This window comes from Pseudomonas sp. p1(2021b), assembly GCF_020151015.1.
In the GTDB taxonomy this organism is placed as follows: Bacteria; Pseudomonadota; Gammaproteobacteria; order Pseudomonadales; family Pseudomonadaceae; genus Aquipseudomonas; species Aquipseudomonas putida_K.
In genome coordinates this window covers 3,398,464-3,413,693 of record NZ_CP083746.1, presented here as the reverse complement: position 1 = coordinate 3,413,693, position 15,230 = coordinate 3,398,464, and the positions used below count along the sequence as shown (strand labels likewise).

Sequence of the window (15,230 nt, the reverse complement as noted above, 5' to 3'; positions counted from 1 at the left end):
CGGATGCGCCAGTATACCTTGCCGGGGAGGCTTGTTCAGACTTCCATCGCACCGCCCGCCAGCGCGCACAGCTGGATCGGGTCGAGGATGTGCACTTCCTTGCCTTCGGCCTTGATCAAACCATTGTGCTGGAAGCGGGTGAAGACCCGTGACACGGTTTCCACCGCCAGGCCCAGGTAGTTGCCGATCTCGTTGCGCGACATGCTCAGGCGGAACTGGTTGGCCGAATAGCCGCGGGCGCGGAAGCGTGCGGAGAGGTTGACCAGGAAGGTGGCGATGCGCTCATCGGCAGTCTTCTTCGACAGCAGCAGCATCATCTGCTGGTCGTCGCGGATTTCGCGGCTCATCACACGCATCAACTGGCGGCGCAGTTGCGGCAGTTGTACCGACAATTCGTCCAGGCGCTCGAACGGAATCTCGCAGACCGAGGTGGTCTCTTGTGCCTGGGCCGATACCGGGTATGCCTCGGTGTCCATGCCGGACAGGCCGACCAGTTCGCTGGGCAGGTGGAAGCCGGTGATCTGCTCTTCGCCGCTGTCGCTCAGGCTGAAGGTTTTCAGGGCGCCGGAGCGCACCGCATAGACCGAGCCGAAATTGTCACCCTGGCGGAACAGGAATTCCCCTTTCTTCAGCGGGCGGCCGCGCTTGACGATCTCATCCAGTGCGTCCATGTCCTCCAGATTGAGGGACAGGGGCAGGCACAGGGGCGCCAGGCTGCAATCCTTGCAGTGGGCCTGGTTGTGAGGGCGCAGTTTGACTGGCTCGGACATTTCAATCGATCCTTGTGGGAAAGCACACATAAGCTGTAAGGGTAACTCACAGCGTGGGGTGTAGGCCAGCATGCGCTATTTTGGTGCGCGCTGGCCAGGCCGTGGCGAATGGCTGCCCAGGCCTGTCTATTGCCCATAGTGTCCCTGGCAAGGAGGTCTGTCCATGCGGTCGATCGACTCGTATCAGATCACCCGTGAAAAACGTTGGCGGTTGTGCATGGCCAGGTAGGCATCGAACACCATGCATACCGAACGTACCAGCAGGCGCCCGGCAGGGAGTACGCGGATGCCTCGGCTGTCCAGGCTGATCAGGCCGTCTCGCTGCAGGGCTTGAAGCTCTGGCCACTGCTCGTTGAAGTAGCCGCGGAAGTCGATGGTGAAGGCCTGTTCGATGGTCTCGAAATCCAACTCGAAGTGGCAAATCAACTGCTGGATCACGGCGCGCCGCACGCGGTCATCCGGGGTGCACAGCAGGCCGCGCTGGGTCGCCAGCTGGGCGGTGGAGAGGGTTTCCTGGTACCTGGCTAGGTCGTTGCTGTTCTGGCAGTAGAGGTCGCCGATCTGGCTGATGGCCGATACGCCCAGGCCGATCAGGTCGCAATGGCCGTGGGTGGTGTAGCCCTGGAAGTTGCGTTGCAAGGTGCCTTCCTCCTGGGCGATGGCCAGCTCGTCATCGGGCAGGGCGAAGTGGTCCATGCCGATGTAGCGGTAGCCGGCGGCCGTCAGTTGCTCGATGGTGCGGTGCAGCATCTCCAGCTTGGCGCCAGGCGCCGGCAGCTCATTGCTGTCGATGCGCCGCTGGGGCATGAAGCGCTCGGGCAGGTGGGCGTAGTTGAACACCGAGAGACGGTCCGGTTGCAGGCGGATCACTTCCTCGACGGTACGGGCGAAGCCCTCCGGTGTCTGCCGGGGCAGGCCGTAGATCAGGTCGAGGTTGACCGAACGGAACTGCAGGGTGCGTGCAGCCTCGACCAGTGTGCGGGTCTGTTCCAGGCTTTGCAGGCGGTTGATCGCCCGCTGAACCGCCGGGTCCAGGTCCTGCACGCCCAGGCTGACGCGGTTGAAGCCCAGTTCGCGCAGCAGGCCCATGGTCGACCAGTCGGCCTCGCGTGGGTCGATCTCGATGCCGTAGTCGCCGGAATCGTCGTCCAGCAGGTGGAAATGCTGGCGCAGGGTCGCCATCAAGTGGCGCAACTCCACATGGCTGAGGAAGGTGGGGGTGCCGCCGCCGAAATGCAGTTGCTCGACGCGCTGGTTGGGTGCCAGATGGCAGGCGACGAGCTGGATTTCCTGCTCCAGGCGTTGCAGGTAGGGCTGGGCGCGGGCGCGGTCCTTGGTGATGACCTTGTTACAGGCGCAGTAGTAGCAGATGTTGGCGCAGAACGGCACGTGCACGTACAGCGACAACGGGCGAACCGCACGGCGGCTCTCGCGCAGGGCGTGGAGCAGGTCGAACGAGCCCACTTCGCCATGCAGTTGCACGGCGGTCGGGTATGAGGTGTAGCGTGGCCCGGCCAGATCGTAGCGGCGGATCAGGTCGGAGTCCCAGCGTAGGTCGTCGAGCATGGTGGTCCCCGGATAGAGCAGCAGAGTCCGGAGTCTAGGGGGCCAGTGAAAACGCCGTCTTGATTTGCATCAACGGGCCTCGGATGGCGCATCCGGGCCGCTGCGCGGCCCGATCGCCGGCAAGCCGGTTCCCACAGGTATGGCGACCCCGATCAATGCCCCATCAACCAATGCTGATGCGGCCCCGGCAGCGTCCACAGGCCGAACAGGATCACCAGCAATCCGCCTGCCATGCGCACGCCACGCTTGCGCAGCACGGCGCCGACACGCTCGGCGGCAAGACCTGTGGCCACCAGCACAGGCCAGGTCCCCAGCCCGAACGCCAGCATCAGCACGGCACTGTGGGCCGCATTGCCCTGGCTGGCCGCCCACAGCAGCGTGCTGTAGACCAGGCCGCACGGCAGCCAGCCCCACAGGGCGCCGAGCAACAGGGCACGGGGCAGGCTCGATACCGGCAGCAAGCGCGTCGCCAGCGGTTGCACATGCCGCCACAGGCCGCGGCCGAGCGCTTCGATATGCGTCAGTCCGCTCCACCAGCCGGCCAGGTACAGCCCCATGGCAATGAGCAGCAGCGCGGCTACCACGCGCAGCCCTTGGGCCAATGGGCTGCTGGCCAGCGCCACGCCGGCAAGGCCCAGCACCAGGCCGGCAGTGGCGTAGCTGAGGATGCGCCCCAGGTTGTAGGCCAGCAGCAGGCGCAGGCGTCGGCCACGTTGCTCGGGCGGGATGGCAAGGGTCAGGGCGCCCATCAGGCCGCCGCACATGCCCAGGCAGTGGCCGCCGCCAAGCAGGCCCAGGACCAGCGCCGAACCGAGGAGCGGGAGCAGGTCAGGCACGTGGTTTGGAATCCTTGTCTTCTTCGGCTGGGGCCTGGTCAGGTTTCACGGCAGCCTGGTGGCGAGGGTCCTGGTCATCGAACAGGATGCTGTGGGCCGGGCTGTCAAGGTCGTCGTACTGGCCACTGTCCACTGCCCAGAAGAAGATGTACACGGCCACGCCTACGATCAGCAGGGCCGCCGGGATCATGACGTAGAGGGCGGGCATAGCGGTTTCCTTCCGGGTGTCGAGGGCTTGTGTGCGGGCAGGCCCGTTGCGCTGGGCAGGCGGGTCAGACGCAGGGCGTTGAGGACCACGATCAGCGAGCTGACCGACATGCCGATGGCCGCCCACACCGGCGTGATCCAGCCCAGGGCGGCGAACGGCAACATGAGGCCATTATACAGGGTCGCCCAGAGCAGGTTCTCGAGGATGTTGCGGCGGGTACGACGGGCCAGCTCGAAGGCCTGTACCAATGCCTCGAGGCGGTTGGACAACAGCACCGCGTCGGCGCACGTCTTGGCCAGGTCCGTGGCCGAGCCCATGGCGATGCTGATGTCGGCGGCGGCCAGCACTGGCACGTCGTTGACGCCATCACCCAGCATCAGCACCTTGCGGCCTTCGGCCTGCAAGGCCTTGAGGCGGTCCAGCTTGTCGTCCGGGCGTAGGCCGCCGATGGCCTGCTCGATGCCCAGTTGCGTCGCCACCTCGGCGACCATCGGTGAACTGTCGCCGGACAGCAGCAGCGTCTTCCAGCCTCGAGCTTTGCAGGCAGCCAGCAGGGCAGGGGCATCCTCGCGCAGGCGATCATCGAGGCCGAACCAGGCCAGGGGGCCCTGGCTATCGCCCAGCAACAGCCATTGGCCACGCGGTTGCGGCACACTCGGCACGGGCGCGCCGCTCAGGGCGCAGACGAACGTGGCCTGGCCGATGCGCAGGCGCTCGCCTTCGAACTGCCCCTCAAGGCCCAGCCCAGGCGCCGTCTGGACATCTTCGGCGGCTGTGGTGGCACGACCGAAGGCGCGTGCGATCGGGTGTTCCGAGCGGTTTTCGAGCGCGGCGGCCAGGGCCAGGCAACGATCGGCGGGCAAGGCGCCCAGCGGGTGGATGCTGCGCAGGGCCAGGCGGCCTTCGGTCAGTGTGCCGGTCTTGTCGAAGATCACCGTGTCGACCTGGTTCAGGCCCTCGAGCACATGGCCGCGTGTTACCAGCAGGCCTAGCCGGTGCAGGGTGCCGGTGGCTGCGGTGAGGGCGGTGGGCGTGGCCAGGGACAGCGCACACGGGCAGGTTGCCACCAGCATGGCCAGGACGATCCAGAACGCACGTGGCGCGTCGATCTGCCACCACAGCAGGCCAATGGCGACACTGGCCACCAGGGTGAACAACAGGAACCACTGGGAGGCTCGGTCAGCGATCTCGGCCAGCCGGGGTTTTTCCGACTGGGCCCGTTCGAGCAGGCGGACGATGGCCGAGAGGCGCGAGTCCTGGCCCAGTGCCTCGACTTCCACGGTCAGGGTGCTTTCGACGTTCAGCGTGCCGCCGGTGACCCGGTCGCCGGCCTGGCGCGCCAAGGGCAGGTATTCGCCGGTCAGCAGCGACTCGTCGATGCTGGAGCGGCCATCGACGATGCGGCCATCGGCCGGGATCACCGCGCCGGGCAGCACCTGCACCCGGTCACCTTGGCGTAGTTCTGCCAGCAGGATGCGCTCGCCGTGGCCGGCGGCATCCAGGCGCAGGCACGAGGCCGGCAGCAGGTTGACCAGCTGGGCGGTGGCGGCGGCGGTGCGCTCCCGGGCACGGCGTTCCAGGTAGCGGCCAGTGAGCAGGAACAGGGCGAACATGCCGACCGTGTCGAAGTACAGCTCGCCGCTGCCGGTCATGGCTGTCCAGATCCCGGCGCCGTAGGCCAGGCCGATGGCCAGCGACACCGAGACGTCCATGGTCAGGTGGCGGGTGCGCAGGTCGCGGGCGGCGCCCTTGAAGAAGGGTGCGCAGCTGTAGAAGACGATGGGTGTGGTCAGGAACAGCGCGACCCAGCGCAGGATGGTATGCAGCTCGGGGCTCAGGTCGATGTTGAATTCGGGCCAGGTGGCCATGGTCGCCATCATCGCCTGGAACCACAGCAGGCCCGCCACGCCCAGGCGACGCAGGGCGCTGCGGTTCTCCCGGGCCAGCTGCTCGGCGGCCTGGTCGGGCTGGTAGGGGTGGGCGGCGTAGCCGATCTGGCGCAGCTCGGCCAGCAATTGCGAGAGCGGTACCCGGCGGTCGTCCCAGGCCACCAGCAGGCGATGATTGGACAGGTTCAGGCGCGCCTCGGCCACGCCCGGCAGATTGCGCAGGTGTTTCTCGATCAGCCAGCCACAGGCGGCGCAGCTGATGCCTTCGATCATCAGCGTGGTTTCGCGAAGCTCGCCCAGCTGGCGGACGAAGCCCTGCTGCACATCGGCGCGGTCGTAGAGTGCCAGCTCGTCCTGCAACTGGCGCGGCAGGGCTTCTGGGTTGGCGCTGGTGTCGCTGCGGTGCTGGTAGTAGCTCTCCAGGCCACCGGCCACGATCGACTCGGCCACGGCTTGGCAGCCTGGGCAGCAGAACGACCGCGGTTCACCGAGGACCACGGCGGTGAAGCGGCTGCCGGCGGGGACGGGCAGGGCGCAGTGGTAGCAGGAGGTAGGGGAGGTCATTGTGATGATGTCTTATGCCATTGGATTGCTGGGGCGGCTATGCCGCCCATCGCGGGGCAGGCCCGCTCCTACAGGAGCACCAAGTCTTGTAGGAGCGACCGCGTGCCGCGAAAGGGGCGCAACGCGCCCAGGTCATTCCTGGTGCTCGGCACCCTGCAGGGCTTCATCGCCCAGTTCCAGGCTCACCCCATGGGCGACCTTCTCCTCCTCGAACAGCCGCCACACGCGGCCGTCCTGGCTGCCCAGCAGTTCCACGAAGCGTCGGCCTTCTACCTTGTCTTCCAGCTGGCCGACATAACGGCCAGGTTCGGTACGGGCCAGTTGTACCTTGCGGTCGCGTTCCGGCTGGGTCGGTGAGATCAGGTTCAGTTCCAGCGTCTGTGGGTCGCTGTCGCCGCTCAGGCGTACCTGGACTTCGCCGGTCAGCTCGTCCAGGTGCACGCTCGCCTTGAGGTTGAGGGTCTGGGCCAGCAACTCGCGGTCCAGGGAGCGGTTGATGCCCTTGCCAGCCTCGTAGTAGTTGTCGTTCACCAGGTTGTCGGGGTTGCGTACGGCAATGCTGACCATGGCCAGGCTCAGGCACACCGAAGTGGTCAGGATGCCGATGATGATCCAAGGCCAGAGGTCTTTGTACCAGGGGCTGGCGGCGGTTGCGGCAGGCATGTCGTTCTCTCTCAGCGGATTTGCGGGCCGATGAAACGGCTCTTGGCTTCAACCTGGGTGGCGCTGTCATCGGCGTCCCTGAGGATGAAGGTGATTTCGTTGGTGGTCGAAGGCAATTGCTCGGGCGCGACCGACAATTGCACCGGCAGGCTGACGATATCGCCGGCGGCGACACGCACCTCGCGGTGGCCTGCGAGCTGCAGGCCGGGCAGGCCGGCGGCGTCGAGCACGTACACGTGGTCGCGCTGGTCCTTGTTCATGACCTTGAGGCTGTACACGTTCTCGATCCGCCCCTGGGCGTTCTCGCGGTACAACACGCGGTCCTTGCTGACGTCGAAGCCCACCAGCGAGCGAGTGGCGAATGCGGTGACCAGCAGGCCGATCATCACCAGCAGCACCAGGGCATAGCCGATCAGGCGCGGGCGCAGCATGTGGGTCTTCTGCCCGGACAGGTTGTGTTCGGTGGTATAGCTGATCAGGCCCTTGGGGTAGTTCATCTTCTCCATGATGTTGTCGCAGGCGTCGATGCACGCTGCGCAGCCGATGCATTCAATCTGCAGGCCATCACGGATGTCGATGCCGGTCGGGCAGACCTGTACGCACATGGTGCAGTCGATGCAGTCGCCCAGGCCCTTGGCCTTGTAGTCCATGTCCTTCTTGCGTGGCCCGCGGGTTTCGCCGCGCCGTGGGTCGTAGGAAACGATCAGGGTGTCCTTGTCGAACATCACGCTCTGGAAGCGCGCGTAGGGGCACATGTGCACGCACACCTGTTCACGCAACCAGCCAGCATTGCCATAGGTGGCGAGGGTGAAGAAACCGACCCAGAAATAGGCCCAGCCATCGGCCTGGCCGGTGAAGAATTCGCCGACCAGTTCGCGGATCGGCGAGAAATAGCCGACGAAGGTCATGCCGGTGACGAAGCCGATCAGCAGCCACAGGCTGTGCTTGGCGGTCTTGCGCAACAACTTGTTGCCGCTCATCGGCGCCTTGTCCAGCTTCATGCGTTGGTTGCGGTCGCCCTCGGTGACTTTTTCACACCACATGAAGATCCAGGTCCAGACGCTTTGCGGGCAGGTATAGCCGCACCACACGCGCCCGGCGAACACGGTGATGAAGAACAGGCCGAAGGCGGCGACGATCAGCAGGCCCGAGAGCAGGATGAAGTCCTGGGGCCAGATGGTAGCGCCGAAGATGTAGAACTTGCGCTCGGGCAGGTTCCACCACACGGCCTGGTGGTCGCCCCAGTTCAGCCACACGGTGCCGAAGTAGAGCAGGAACAGGATGGCCCCGCCGACCATCCGCAGCCTGCGGAACACGCCGGTGAAGGCGCGGGTGTAGATCTTTTCCCGGGAGGCATAGAGGTCGAGGGATTCCTGGCCTTTCTTGGCGGGCGGGGTGACATCATGTACCGGAATTTGCTTGCTCATCATCGTGTCCCACGGCAGTGGAGAAATGCCGCGGCCAGTACCTGCCGGCCGCAGTCCTACGCATTCTGCTAGCGCTCTGCGGCCCATGATACGCCTGTGCTGGCAGGCAGGGAGCGCGCCGCGACCTTTAGTCGCATTGGGTTTATGGATTGGATCGTGTAATGGCAGCTGTCAATTGATCCAGGTCATGGGCTGCTCGTTTAGCCTTGGCGGGCTGCGTTGAAACCATCGCGGGGCGAACCTGTGGGAGCGGGCTTGTCCCGCGATAGGGTCTTATCAGGCACCGCAAATTGAAAAGGCCCCGGCAGGGTCACTGGCGGGGCCTGGGTCACACACTCACTCGGCCTTGGCCGTTTCCTGTTCCTGGTGCGAGAGGCTGTAGACATAGGCCGCCAGCAGGTGGACCTTGTCGTTGCCCTGCATCTGCGCCTGGGCCGGCATCTGGCCCTGGCGACCGTAGCGGATGGTCTGTTGCAGCTGGGCGAAACTCGAGCCGTAGATGAACGCCTGTGGGTGGGTCAGGTTCGGCGCGCCCATGGCTGGGGTGCCTTTGCCTTCAGGCCCGTGGCAGGCCACGCAGTTGGCGGCGAAGAGTTTCTGGCCATTGGCCGGGTCGGCCTTGGCGCCTTCCGGCAGGCTGCGCCCGTCCAGGTTGGTCAGCACGAAGGCGGCCACGTCGGCCACGCCCTGCTCGCCGAGCACTTCGGCCCAGGCCGGCATCACGCCATGGCGACCATTCATGATGGTGGTCTTGATGGTCTCCGGCTCGCCACCCCAACGCCAATCGTTGTCGGTCAGGTTGGGGAAGCCGTAGGCACCCTTGGCGTCAGAGCCGTGGCACACCGAGCAGTTGGAGGCGAACAGGCGGCCGCCCATCTTCAGGGCTTGCGGGTCCTTGGCCACTTCCTCGATGGGCATGGCGGCGAACTTGGCGAAGATCGGCCCGAAGCGGGCGTCGGCCTTGGCCATTTCCTTTTCCCACTCGTGCACGCCGGTCCAGCCCGGCTGGCCGTTGCTGAACTCGGTCTTCTTCTCGTTATCCAGGTACTGGTAGCCGGGCAGGATGCCTTTCCAGTTACCCAGGCCCGGGTACAGCACCAGGTAGCCCAGGGCGAACACGATGGTGCCGACGAACAGCCAGAACCACCACTTGGGCAGCGGGTTGTCGTATTCCTCGATACCGTCGAAGGCATGGCCGACGGTCTCGTCGGTGGCTTCCTCGCGCTGGCCCTTGCGGGTGGAAAGCAACAGCCAGGTCAGAGAGAAGATGGTGCCCAGGGTCAGGACGGTGACGTACAGACTCCAGAAGGTTGTCATTGTTCGTTGCTCCTAGAAGCTTTCGCTTGCGCTTGCTCGACGTGCTGGCTGGCCTCGGGGTCATCGGCGAACGGCAACCGGGTCGCCTCGTCGAACTCCTTCTTGCGCCGTGGGTTGAACACCCAGAGCGCCAGGCCAACGAAGGCCACCATCACCACGACGGTGCCCAGGCCGCGAATCATCCCGATATCCATCAGTGTCACCGCTTGCTCTTGATGATGGTGCCAAGGCCTTGCAGGTACGCCACGATGGCGTCCATCTCGGTCTTGCCCTTGACCGCGTCGCGGGCGCCGGCGATGTCCTCGTCGGTGTAGGGCACGCCCAGGGTGCGCAGGACTTCCATCTTCTTCGGCGTATCCTTGCCGTCGAGCTTGTTCTCTACCAGCCAGGGGTAGGACGGCATCTTCGACTCGGGCACCACGTTGCGCGGGTTGTACAGGTGCGCGCGGTGCCAGTCGTCGGAGTAGCGGCCACCGACGCGGGCCAGGTCAGGCCCGGTACGCTTGGAGCCCCACAGGAACGGGTGGTCCCAGACGCTCTCGCCGGCGACCGAGTAATGGCCGTAGCGCTCGGTCTCGGCGCGGAACGGGCGGATCATCTGCGAGTGGCAGCCCACGCAGCCTTCGCGGATGTAGATGTCGCGGCCTTCGAGCTCCAGCGCGGTCCGGGGCTTCATGCCCTCGACCGGCTTGTTGGTCACGTCCTGGAAGAACAGCGGGACGATCTGGGTCAGGCCGCCGACGCTGACGGCGATGACCATGAAGAAGGCCAGCAGGCCGATATTCTTCTCGACTGCTTCGTGTTTCATCAGTGAGCTCCCACGACGACGATCTTGGCGGCTTCTTCAGCCTCGGCCGGCTTCGAGGCGCGGACGGTGCGGTAGACGTTGTAGGCCATCAGCAGCATGCCGGAGGCGAAGAACGCACCGCCCAGGGCGCGGACGATGTAGCCCGGGTGGCTGGCCTGGAGGGCTTCGACGAAGGAGTAGGTGAGGGTGCCGTCGTCGTTGATGGCGCGCCACATCAGGCCCTGGGTGATGCCGTTGACCCACATCGAGGCGATGTACAGCACGGTACCGATGGTCGCCAGCCAGAAGTGCGCGTTGATCAGGCCGACGCTGTGCATCTGCTGGCGGCCGTAGAGCTTGGGAATCATGTGGTAGACCGAGCCGATGGAGATCATCGCCACCCAGCCGAGGGCGCCGGCGTGGACGTGGCCGATGGTCCAGTCGGTGTAGTGCGACAGCGAGTTGACCGTCTTGATGGCCATCATCGGGCCTTCGAAGGTGGACATGCCGTAGAAGGCCAGCGACACCACCAGGAAACGCAGGATCGGGTCGGTGCGCAGTTTGTGCCAGGCGCCGGAGAGGGTCATCATGCCGTTGATCATGCCGCCCCAGCTCGGGGCCAGCAGGATGATCGACATCACCATGCCCAGCGACTGCGCCCAGTCAGGCAGCGCGGTGTAGTGCAGGTGGTGCGGGCCTGCCCAGATGTACAGGGTGATCAGCGCCCAGAAGTGCACGATCGACAGGCGATAGGAGTAGATCGGGCGTTCGGCCTGCTTGGGCACGAAGTAGTACATCATCCCCAGGAAGCCGGTGGTCAGGAAGAAGCCCACGGCGTTGTGCCCGTACCACCACTGGATCATCGCGTCGGTGGCACCGGAGTAGGCCGAGTACGACTTGAACCAGCTGACCGGCAGGGACATGTGGTTGACGATGTGCAGCATCGCCGTGACCACGATGAAGCCACCGTAGAACCAGTTGCCGACATAGATGTGCTTGGTCTTGCGCTTGACGATGGTGCCGAAGAACACCAGGCCGTAGGTGACCCAGACGATGGCCAGGAGAATCGCCAGCGGCCACTCGAGCTCGGCGTATTCCTTGGTGGTGGTGTAGCCCATCGGCAGGGTGATCAGGGCGCCGACGATCACCGCCTGCCAACCCCAGAAGGTGAAGGCGGCCATGCTGTCGGAGATCAGCCGGGTCTGGCAGGTGCGCTGCACGACGTAGTAGGAGGTGGCGAACAGTGCGCAACCCCCGAAGGCGAAGATCACCAGGTTGGTGTGCAGCGGGCGAAGGCGGCCGAAGCTCGTCCATGGCAGGTCCAGGTTCAGCTGGGGCCATACCAGTTGCGAGGCGATGAAGACGCCGAGCCCCATGCCAAGGATCCCCCAGACCACCGTCATGATGGCGAACTGGCGGACGACCTTATAGTTATAAGCAGTCGGACTGATTACAGTGCTCATTCTAAGGTTCCACGGTTTAGGGTGTTCTTGTTGGTCGAAAATCGGCGCCAGTATCGATAACCACCAGGGTTATGGCAACGCAAGGATGCTTGCGCCGACCCGTGTCCAGGCCCTTTCCACCACCGTCCCGCGGTTTAGGGGCTGGATGATTGTACACAAATAAATGTTTGTAATGTGTACCGTTTTTCGCCTTTTTCTGATCGATCGGTCAAGCTTTTCTCTGCGCGGTCCTTGAAGGCGGGACGGGCTTCCAGGGCCGCGGGTGATCGAGGTCGAAGACGTTGCACGGCGTCAGGCCCCACGCCGTGCCAGAGCGTCTCGCGATAAGCGAGGCTGCTGTGGCAACAAGCTTAGTTCCGTTCAGAGGGGGTGCAAGGCGGGATGAGGCGGGGAGGGCGGTGCTGAGGCCGTTGACGGATGCGGTTCGTCCTGGCTTTTCGGCGGGATTTTCGCGGGTAAACCCGCTCCCACAGGGACGGCGGTGATCCTTGTGGGAGCGGGTTTACCCGCGAAGGGTGTTACTTGGCGGACACGGTTTCGGGCGCGACATCCTGCGACAGGCTATACACATAGGCGGCGAGCAAGTGGACCTTGTCGTTGCCCTGGATCTCGCGCTGGGCCGGCATCTGGCCCTGGCGACCGTAGCGGATGGTCTGCTGCAGCTGGGCAAAGCTCGAGCCGTAGATGAACGCCTGCGGGTGGGTCAGGTTCGGTGCGCCCATGGCCGGGGTGCCTTTGCCCTCAGGCCCGTGGCAGGCCACGCAGTTGGCGGCGAAGATTTCCTGACCCTTGGCCGGGTCGGCCTTGGCGCCTTCCGGCAGGCTGCGCCCGTCCAGGTTGGTCAGCACGAAGGCGGCCACGTCGGCCACGCCTTGCTCGCCGATCACCTCGGCCCAGCCCGGCATCACGCCGTGACGCCCGTCCATGATCGAGGCCTTGATGGTCTCCGGCTCGCCACCCCAACGCCAGTCCTTGTCGGTCAGGTTGGGGAAGCCATAGGCGCCCTTGGCGTCGGAGCCATGGCACACCGAGCAGTTGGAGGCGAACAGGCGCCCGCCCATCTTCAGGGCTTGCGGGTCCTTGGCCACTTCTTCTACGGGCATGGCGGCATACTTGGCGAAGATTGGCCCGAACTTGGCGTCGGCCTTGTCCATCTCCTTCTGCCATTCGTTGACCTGGGTCCAGCCATTCTCGTAGCCCGGCAGAACGCCTTTCCAGTTGCCAAGGCCCGGGTAGAGGATCAGGTAGCCGACCGCGAACACCAGGGTGCCGACGAACAGCCAGAACCACCACTTGGGCAGCGGGTTGTCGTATTCCTCGATGCCATCGAAGCTGTGGCCCATGGTCTGGTCGGTGGTGTTCCTGCTCTGGCCCTTGCGGGTGCCGAGCAGCAGCCAGGTCAGGCCGATGAGGCTGCCGAGGGTCAGTACGCTGATGTACGTACTCCAGAAGGTGGTCATTACCGGTTACTCCTTGTGGCAGGTTCCTGCCCGGCCGGGGGCAGGCGGTCATCGACGAAGGGCAGCAGGCGCGCTTCGGCGAAGTCGCGGTCGCGGCGACGGTTGAATACCCACAGGCTCAGGCCGATGAAGGCGATCATCACCATCAGGGTGCCCAGGCCGCGGATCATGCCGATATCCAATGACAGTTCCATCGCTTACCTCTTGTTCTTGATCGAGGTGCCCAACACCTGCAGGTAGGCCACCAGGGCGTCCATTTCGGTCTTGCCCTTGACCGCGTCGCGGGCGCCGGCGATGTCCTCGTCGGTGTAGGGCACGCCCAGGGTGCGCAGGGTGCGCATCTTGGTGTCGGTATGGCTGTTGTCGACCTTCTGTGCCACCAGCCATGGGTAGGACGGCATCTTCGACTCGGGCACGACGTTGCGCGGGTTGTACAGGTGCGCACGGTGCCAGTCGTCGGAGTAGCGGCCACCGACGCGGGCCAGGTCAGGCCCGGTGCGCTTGGAGCCCCACAGGAACGGATGGTCCCAGACGCTCTCGCCGGCGACCGAGTAATGGCCGTAGCGCTCGGTCTCGGCGCGGAACGGGCGGATCATCTGCGAGTGGCAGCCCACGCAACCTTCGCGGATGTAGATGTCGCGGCCTTCGAGCTGCAGGGCGGTATAGGGCTTCATGCCCTCGACCGGCTTGTTGGTCACGTCCTGGAAGAACAGCGGGACGATCTGGGTCAGGCCGCCGATGCTGACGGCAAATACCATCAGCAATGCCAGCAGGCCTACGTTTTTCTCGATGACTTCGTGTTTCATCAGGCTTCTCTCCTCAAGCCAGCTGGGCGTTCGCAGGGGCGTCGGCGGTGGCTGGTGCGCGCACGGTGCGCCAGGTGTTCCAGGCCATCAGCAGCATGCCGGTGAGGAAGATCGCGCCGCCGACGAAGCGGACGATGAAGCCTGGGTGGCTGGCCACCAGGGTCTCGACGAAGGAATAGGTGAGCGTGCCGTCGGCGTTGACCGCGCGCCACATCAGGCCCTGGGCGATGCCGTTGACCCACATCGAGGCGATGTACAGCACGGTGCCGATGGTTGCCAGCCAGAAGTGCGCGTTGATCAGGCCGATGCTGTACATGCGCGCCTTGCCGAACACTTTCGGAATGGTGTGGTACAGCGCGCCGATGGAGATCATCGCCACCCAGCCGAGGGCGCCGGCATGGACGTGGCCGATGGTCCAGTCGGTGTAGTGGGAGAGGGCGTTGACGGTCTTGATGGCCATCATCGGGCCTTCGAAGGTGGACATGCCGTAGAAGGCCAGCGACACCACCAGGAAACGCAGGATCGGGTCGCTGCGCAGTTTGTGCCAGGCCCCGGAGAGGGTCATCATGCCGTTGATCATGCCGCCCCAGCTCGGGGCCAGCAGGATCAGCGACATGATCATGCCCAGCGATTGCGCCCAGTCAGGCAGCGCGGTGTAGTGCAAATGGTGCGGGCCGGCCCAGATGTACAGGGTGATCAGCGCCCAGAAGTGCACGATCGACAAGCGATAGGAATACACCGGACGCTCGGCCTGCTTGGGCACGTAGTAATACATCATGCCCAGGAAGCCTGCGGTCAGGAAGAAGCCCACGGCGTTGTGGCCGTACCACCATTGCACCATCGCGTCGGTGGCGCCGGCGTACAGCGAGTAGGACTTGGTCAGGCTGACCGGCATCTCCAGGTTGTTGACGATGTGCAACATCGCCACGGTGAGGATGAAGCCACCGTAGAACCAGTTGCCGACGTAGATGTGCTTGGTGTTGCGCTTGATCAGCGTGCCGAAGAACACCACGGCGTAGGCGACCCAGACGATGGTGATCAGGATGTCGATCGGCCATTCCAGTTCGGCGTACTCCTTGGAGCTGGTGTAGCCCAGCGGCAGGGTGATGGCTGCCAGCAGGATCACCAGTTGCCAGCCCCAGAACGTGAACGCCGCCAGGCGCGGCGCGAACAGGGTGGTCTGGCAGGTGCGTTGCACCGAATAATAGGAGGTGGCGAACAAGGCGCAGCCGCCGAAGGCGAAGATCACCGCATTGGTGTGCAGTGGTCGCAGGCGGCCGAAGCTGGTCCACGGGAGGTCGAGGTTCAGAGCGGGCCAGACGAGCTGTGCGGCGATGAATACGCCGAGCCCCATCCCGACGATTCCCCACACCACCGTCATGATGGCGAATTGGCGGACCACCTTGTAGTTATAGGCGGTACTGCTGGTTGTGTTCATGTATGGGTTCCCATCCACGGTTATAGGCAGGCTAGA

At 64.7% G+C, this 15,230-nt stretch carries 15 protein-coding genes; all 15 read right to left on the bottom strand.

The window, feature by feature from the left end:
* Window positions 1-35 precede the first annotated feature (35 nt).
* On the bottom strand, window positions 36-770 hold the full coding sequence (fnrA, locus tag K8374_RS15815) for a Crp/Fnr family transcriptional regulator FnrA (RefSeq protein WP_224456339.1): 735 nt from the start codon (window positions 768-770) through the stop codon (window positions 36-38).
* Window positions 771-953: 183 nt separating this feature from the next.
* A complete protein-coding gene (gene hemN, locus K8374_RS15810; RefSeq protein WP_224456338.1) occupies window positions 954-2,336 on the bottom strand; it encodes an oxygen-independent coproporphyrinogen III oxidase in 1,383 nt (460 codons plus the stop codon).
* A gap of 152 nt (window positions 2,337-2,488) precedes the next feature.
* The gene (locus K8374_RS15805) at window positions 2,489-3,172 is read right to left on the bottom strand and encodes a sulfite exporter TauE/SafE family protein (RefSeq protein WP_224456337.1); all 684 of its coding nucleotides are present in this window, start codon (window positions 3,170-3,172) and stop codon (window positions 2,489-2,491) included.
* Window positions 3,165-3,380: a cbb3-type cytochrome oxidase assembly protein CcoS gene (gene ccoS, locus K8374_RS15800; protein ID WP_084854648.1), complete on the bottom strand. Its 216-nt coding sequence runs from the start codon at window positions 3,378-3,380 to the stop codon at window positions 3,165-3,167. The genes K8374_RS15805 and ccoS overlap by 8 nt, the downstream gene beginning before the upstream one ends.
* Window positions 3,359-5,833, bottom strand: coding sequence for a heavy metal translocating P-type ATPase (locus K8374_RS15795; RefSeq protein ID WP_224456336.1), 2,475 nt, complete (start codon window positions 5,831-5,833; stop codon window positions 3,359-3,361). The genes ccoS and K8374_RS15795 overlap by 22 nt, the downstream gene beginning before the upstream one ends.
* A 132-nt stretch (window positions 5,834-5,965) precedes the next feature.
* Window positions 5,966-6,496 carry a FixH family protein gene (locus K8374_RS15790; RefSeq protein ID WP_224456335.1) on the bottom strand — a complete coding sequence of 177 codons (531 nt, stop codon included), beginning with the start codon at window positions 6,494-6,496 and terminating at the stop codon, window positions 5,966-5,968.
* Between the two features lie 11 nt (window positions 6,497-6,507).
* Window positions 6,508-7,923: a cytochrome c oxidase accessory protein CcoG gene (ccoG, locus tag K8374_RS15785; protein ID WP_224456334.1), complete on the bottom strand. Its 1,416-nt coding sequence runs from the start codon at window positions 7,921-7,923 to the stop codon at window positions 6,508-6,510.
* Window positions 7,924-8,259: 336 nt separating this feature from the next.
* Window positions 8,260-9,240 (bottom strand): cytochrome-c oxidase, cbb3-type subunit III, encoded by a 981-nt coding sequence (gene ccoP / locus K8374_RS15780; protein WP_224456333.1) that lies wholly within the window; start codon window positions 9,238-9,240, stop codon window positions 8,260-8,262.
* Window positions 9,237-9,434: a cbb3-type cytochrome oxidase subunit 3 gene (locus tag K8374_RS15775; RefSeq protein ID WP_084854741.1), complete on the bottom strand. Its 198-nt coding sequence runs from the start codon at window positions 9,432-9,434 to the stop codon at window positions 9,237-9,239. The genes ccoP (K8374_RS15780) and K8374_RS15775 overlap by 4 nt, the downstream gene beginning before the upstream one ends.
* Window positions 9,435-9,439: 5 nt before the next feature.
* Complete coding sequence (gene ccoO / locus K8374_RS15770; protein ID WP_196144752.1) at window positions 9,440-10,048, bottom strand: cytochrome-c oxidase, cbb3-type subunit II; 609 nt, start codon at window positions 10,046-10,048, stop codon at window positions 9,440-9,442.
* Window positions 10,048-11,490, bottom strand: a complete 1,443-nt coding sequence (gene ccoN / locus K8374_RS15765) for a cytochrome-c oxidase, cbb3-type subunit I (RefSeq protein ID WP_224456332.1) — start codon at window positions 11,488-11,490, stop codon at window positions 10,048-10,050. The genes ccoO (K8374_RS15770) and ccoN (K8374_RS15765) overlap by 1 nt, the downstream gene beginning before the upstream one ends.
* Window positions 11,491-12,008: 518 nt before the next feature.
* Window positions 12,009-12,950 carry a cytochrome-c oxidase, cbb3-type subunit III gene (gene ccoP, locus K8374_RS15760; RefSeq protein WP_224456331.1) on the bottom strand — a complete coding sequence of 314 codons (942 nt, stop codon included), beginning with the start codon at window positions 12,948-12,950 and terminating at the stop codon, window positions 12,009-12,011.
* Window positions 12,950-13,138, bottom strand: a complete 189-nt coding sequence (locus tag K8374_RS15755) for a cbb3-type cytochrome oxidase subunit 3 (RefSeq protein ID WP_084854742.1) — start codon at window positions 13,136-13,138, stop codon at window positions 12,950-12,952. Before K8374_RS15755 ends, ccoP (K8374_RS15760) begins: the two co-directional genes overlap by 1 nt.
* Before the next feature lie 9 nt (window positions 13,139-13,147).
* Complete coding sequence (gene ccoO / locus K8374_RS15750; RefSeq protein ID WP_084854656.1) at window positions 13,148-13,756, bottom strand: cytochrome-c oxidase, cbb3-type subunit II; 609 nt, start codon at window positions 13,754-13,756, stop codon at window positions 13,148-13,150.
* A gap of 13 nt (window positions 13,757-13,769) precedes the next feature.
* Window positions 13,770-15,194 carry a cytochrome-c oxidase, cbb3-type subunit I gene (gene ccoN, locus K8374_RS15745; RefSeq protein WP_224456330.1) on the bottom strand — a complete coding sequence of 475 codons (1,425 nt, stop codon included), beginning with the start codon at window positions 15,192-15,194 and terminating at the stop codon, window positions 13,770-13,772.
* Window positions 15,195-15,230: the final 36 nt, after the last annotated feature.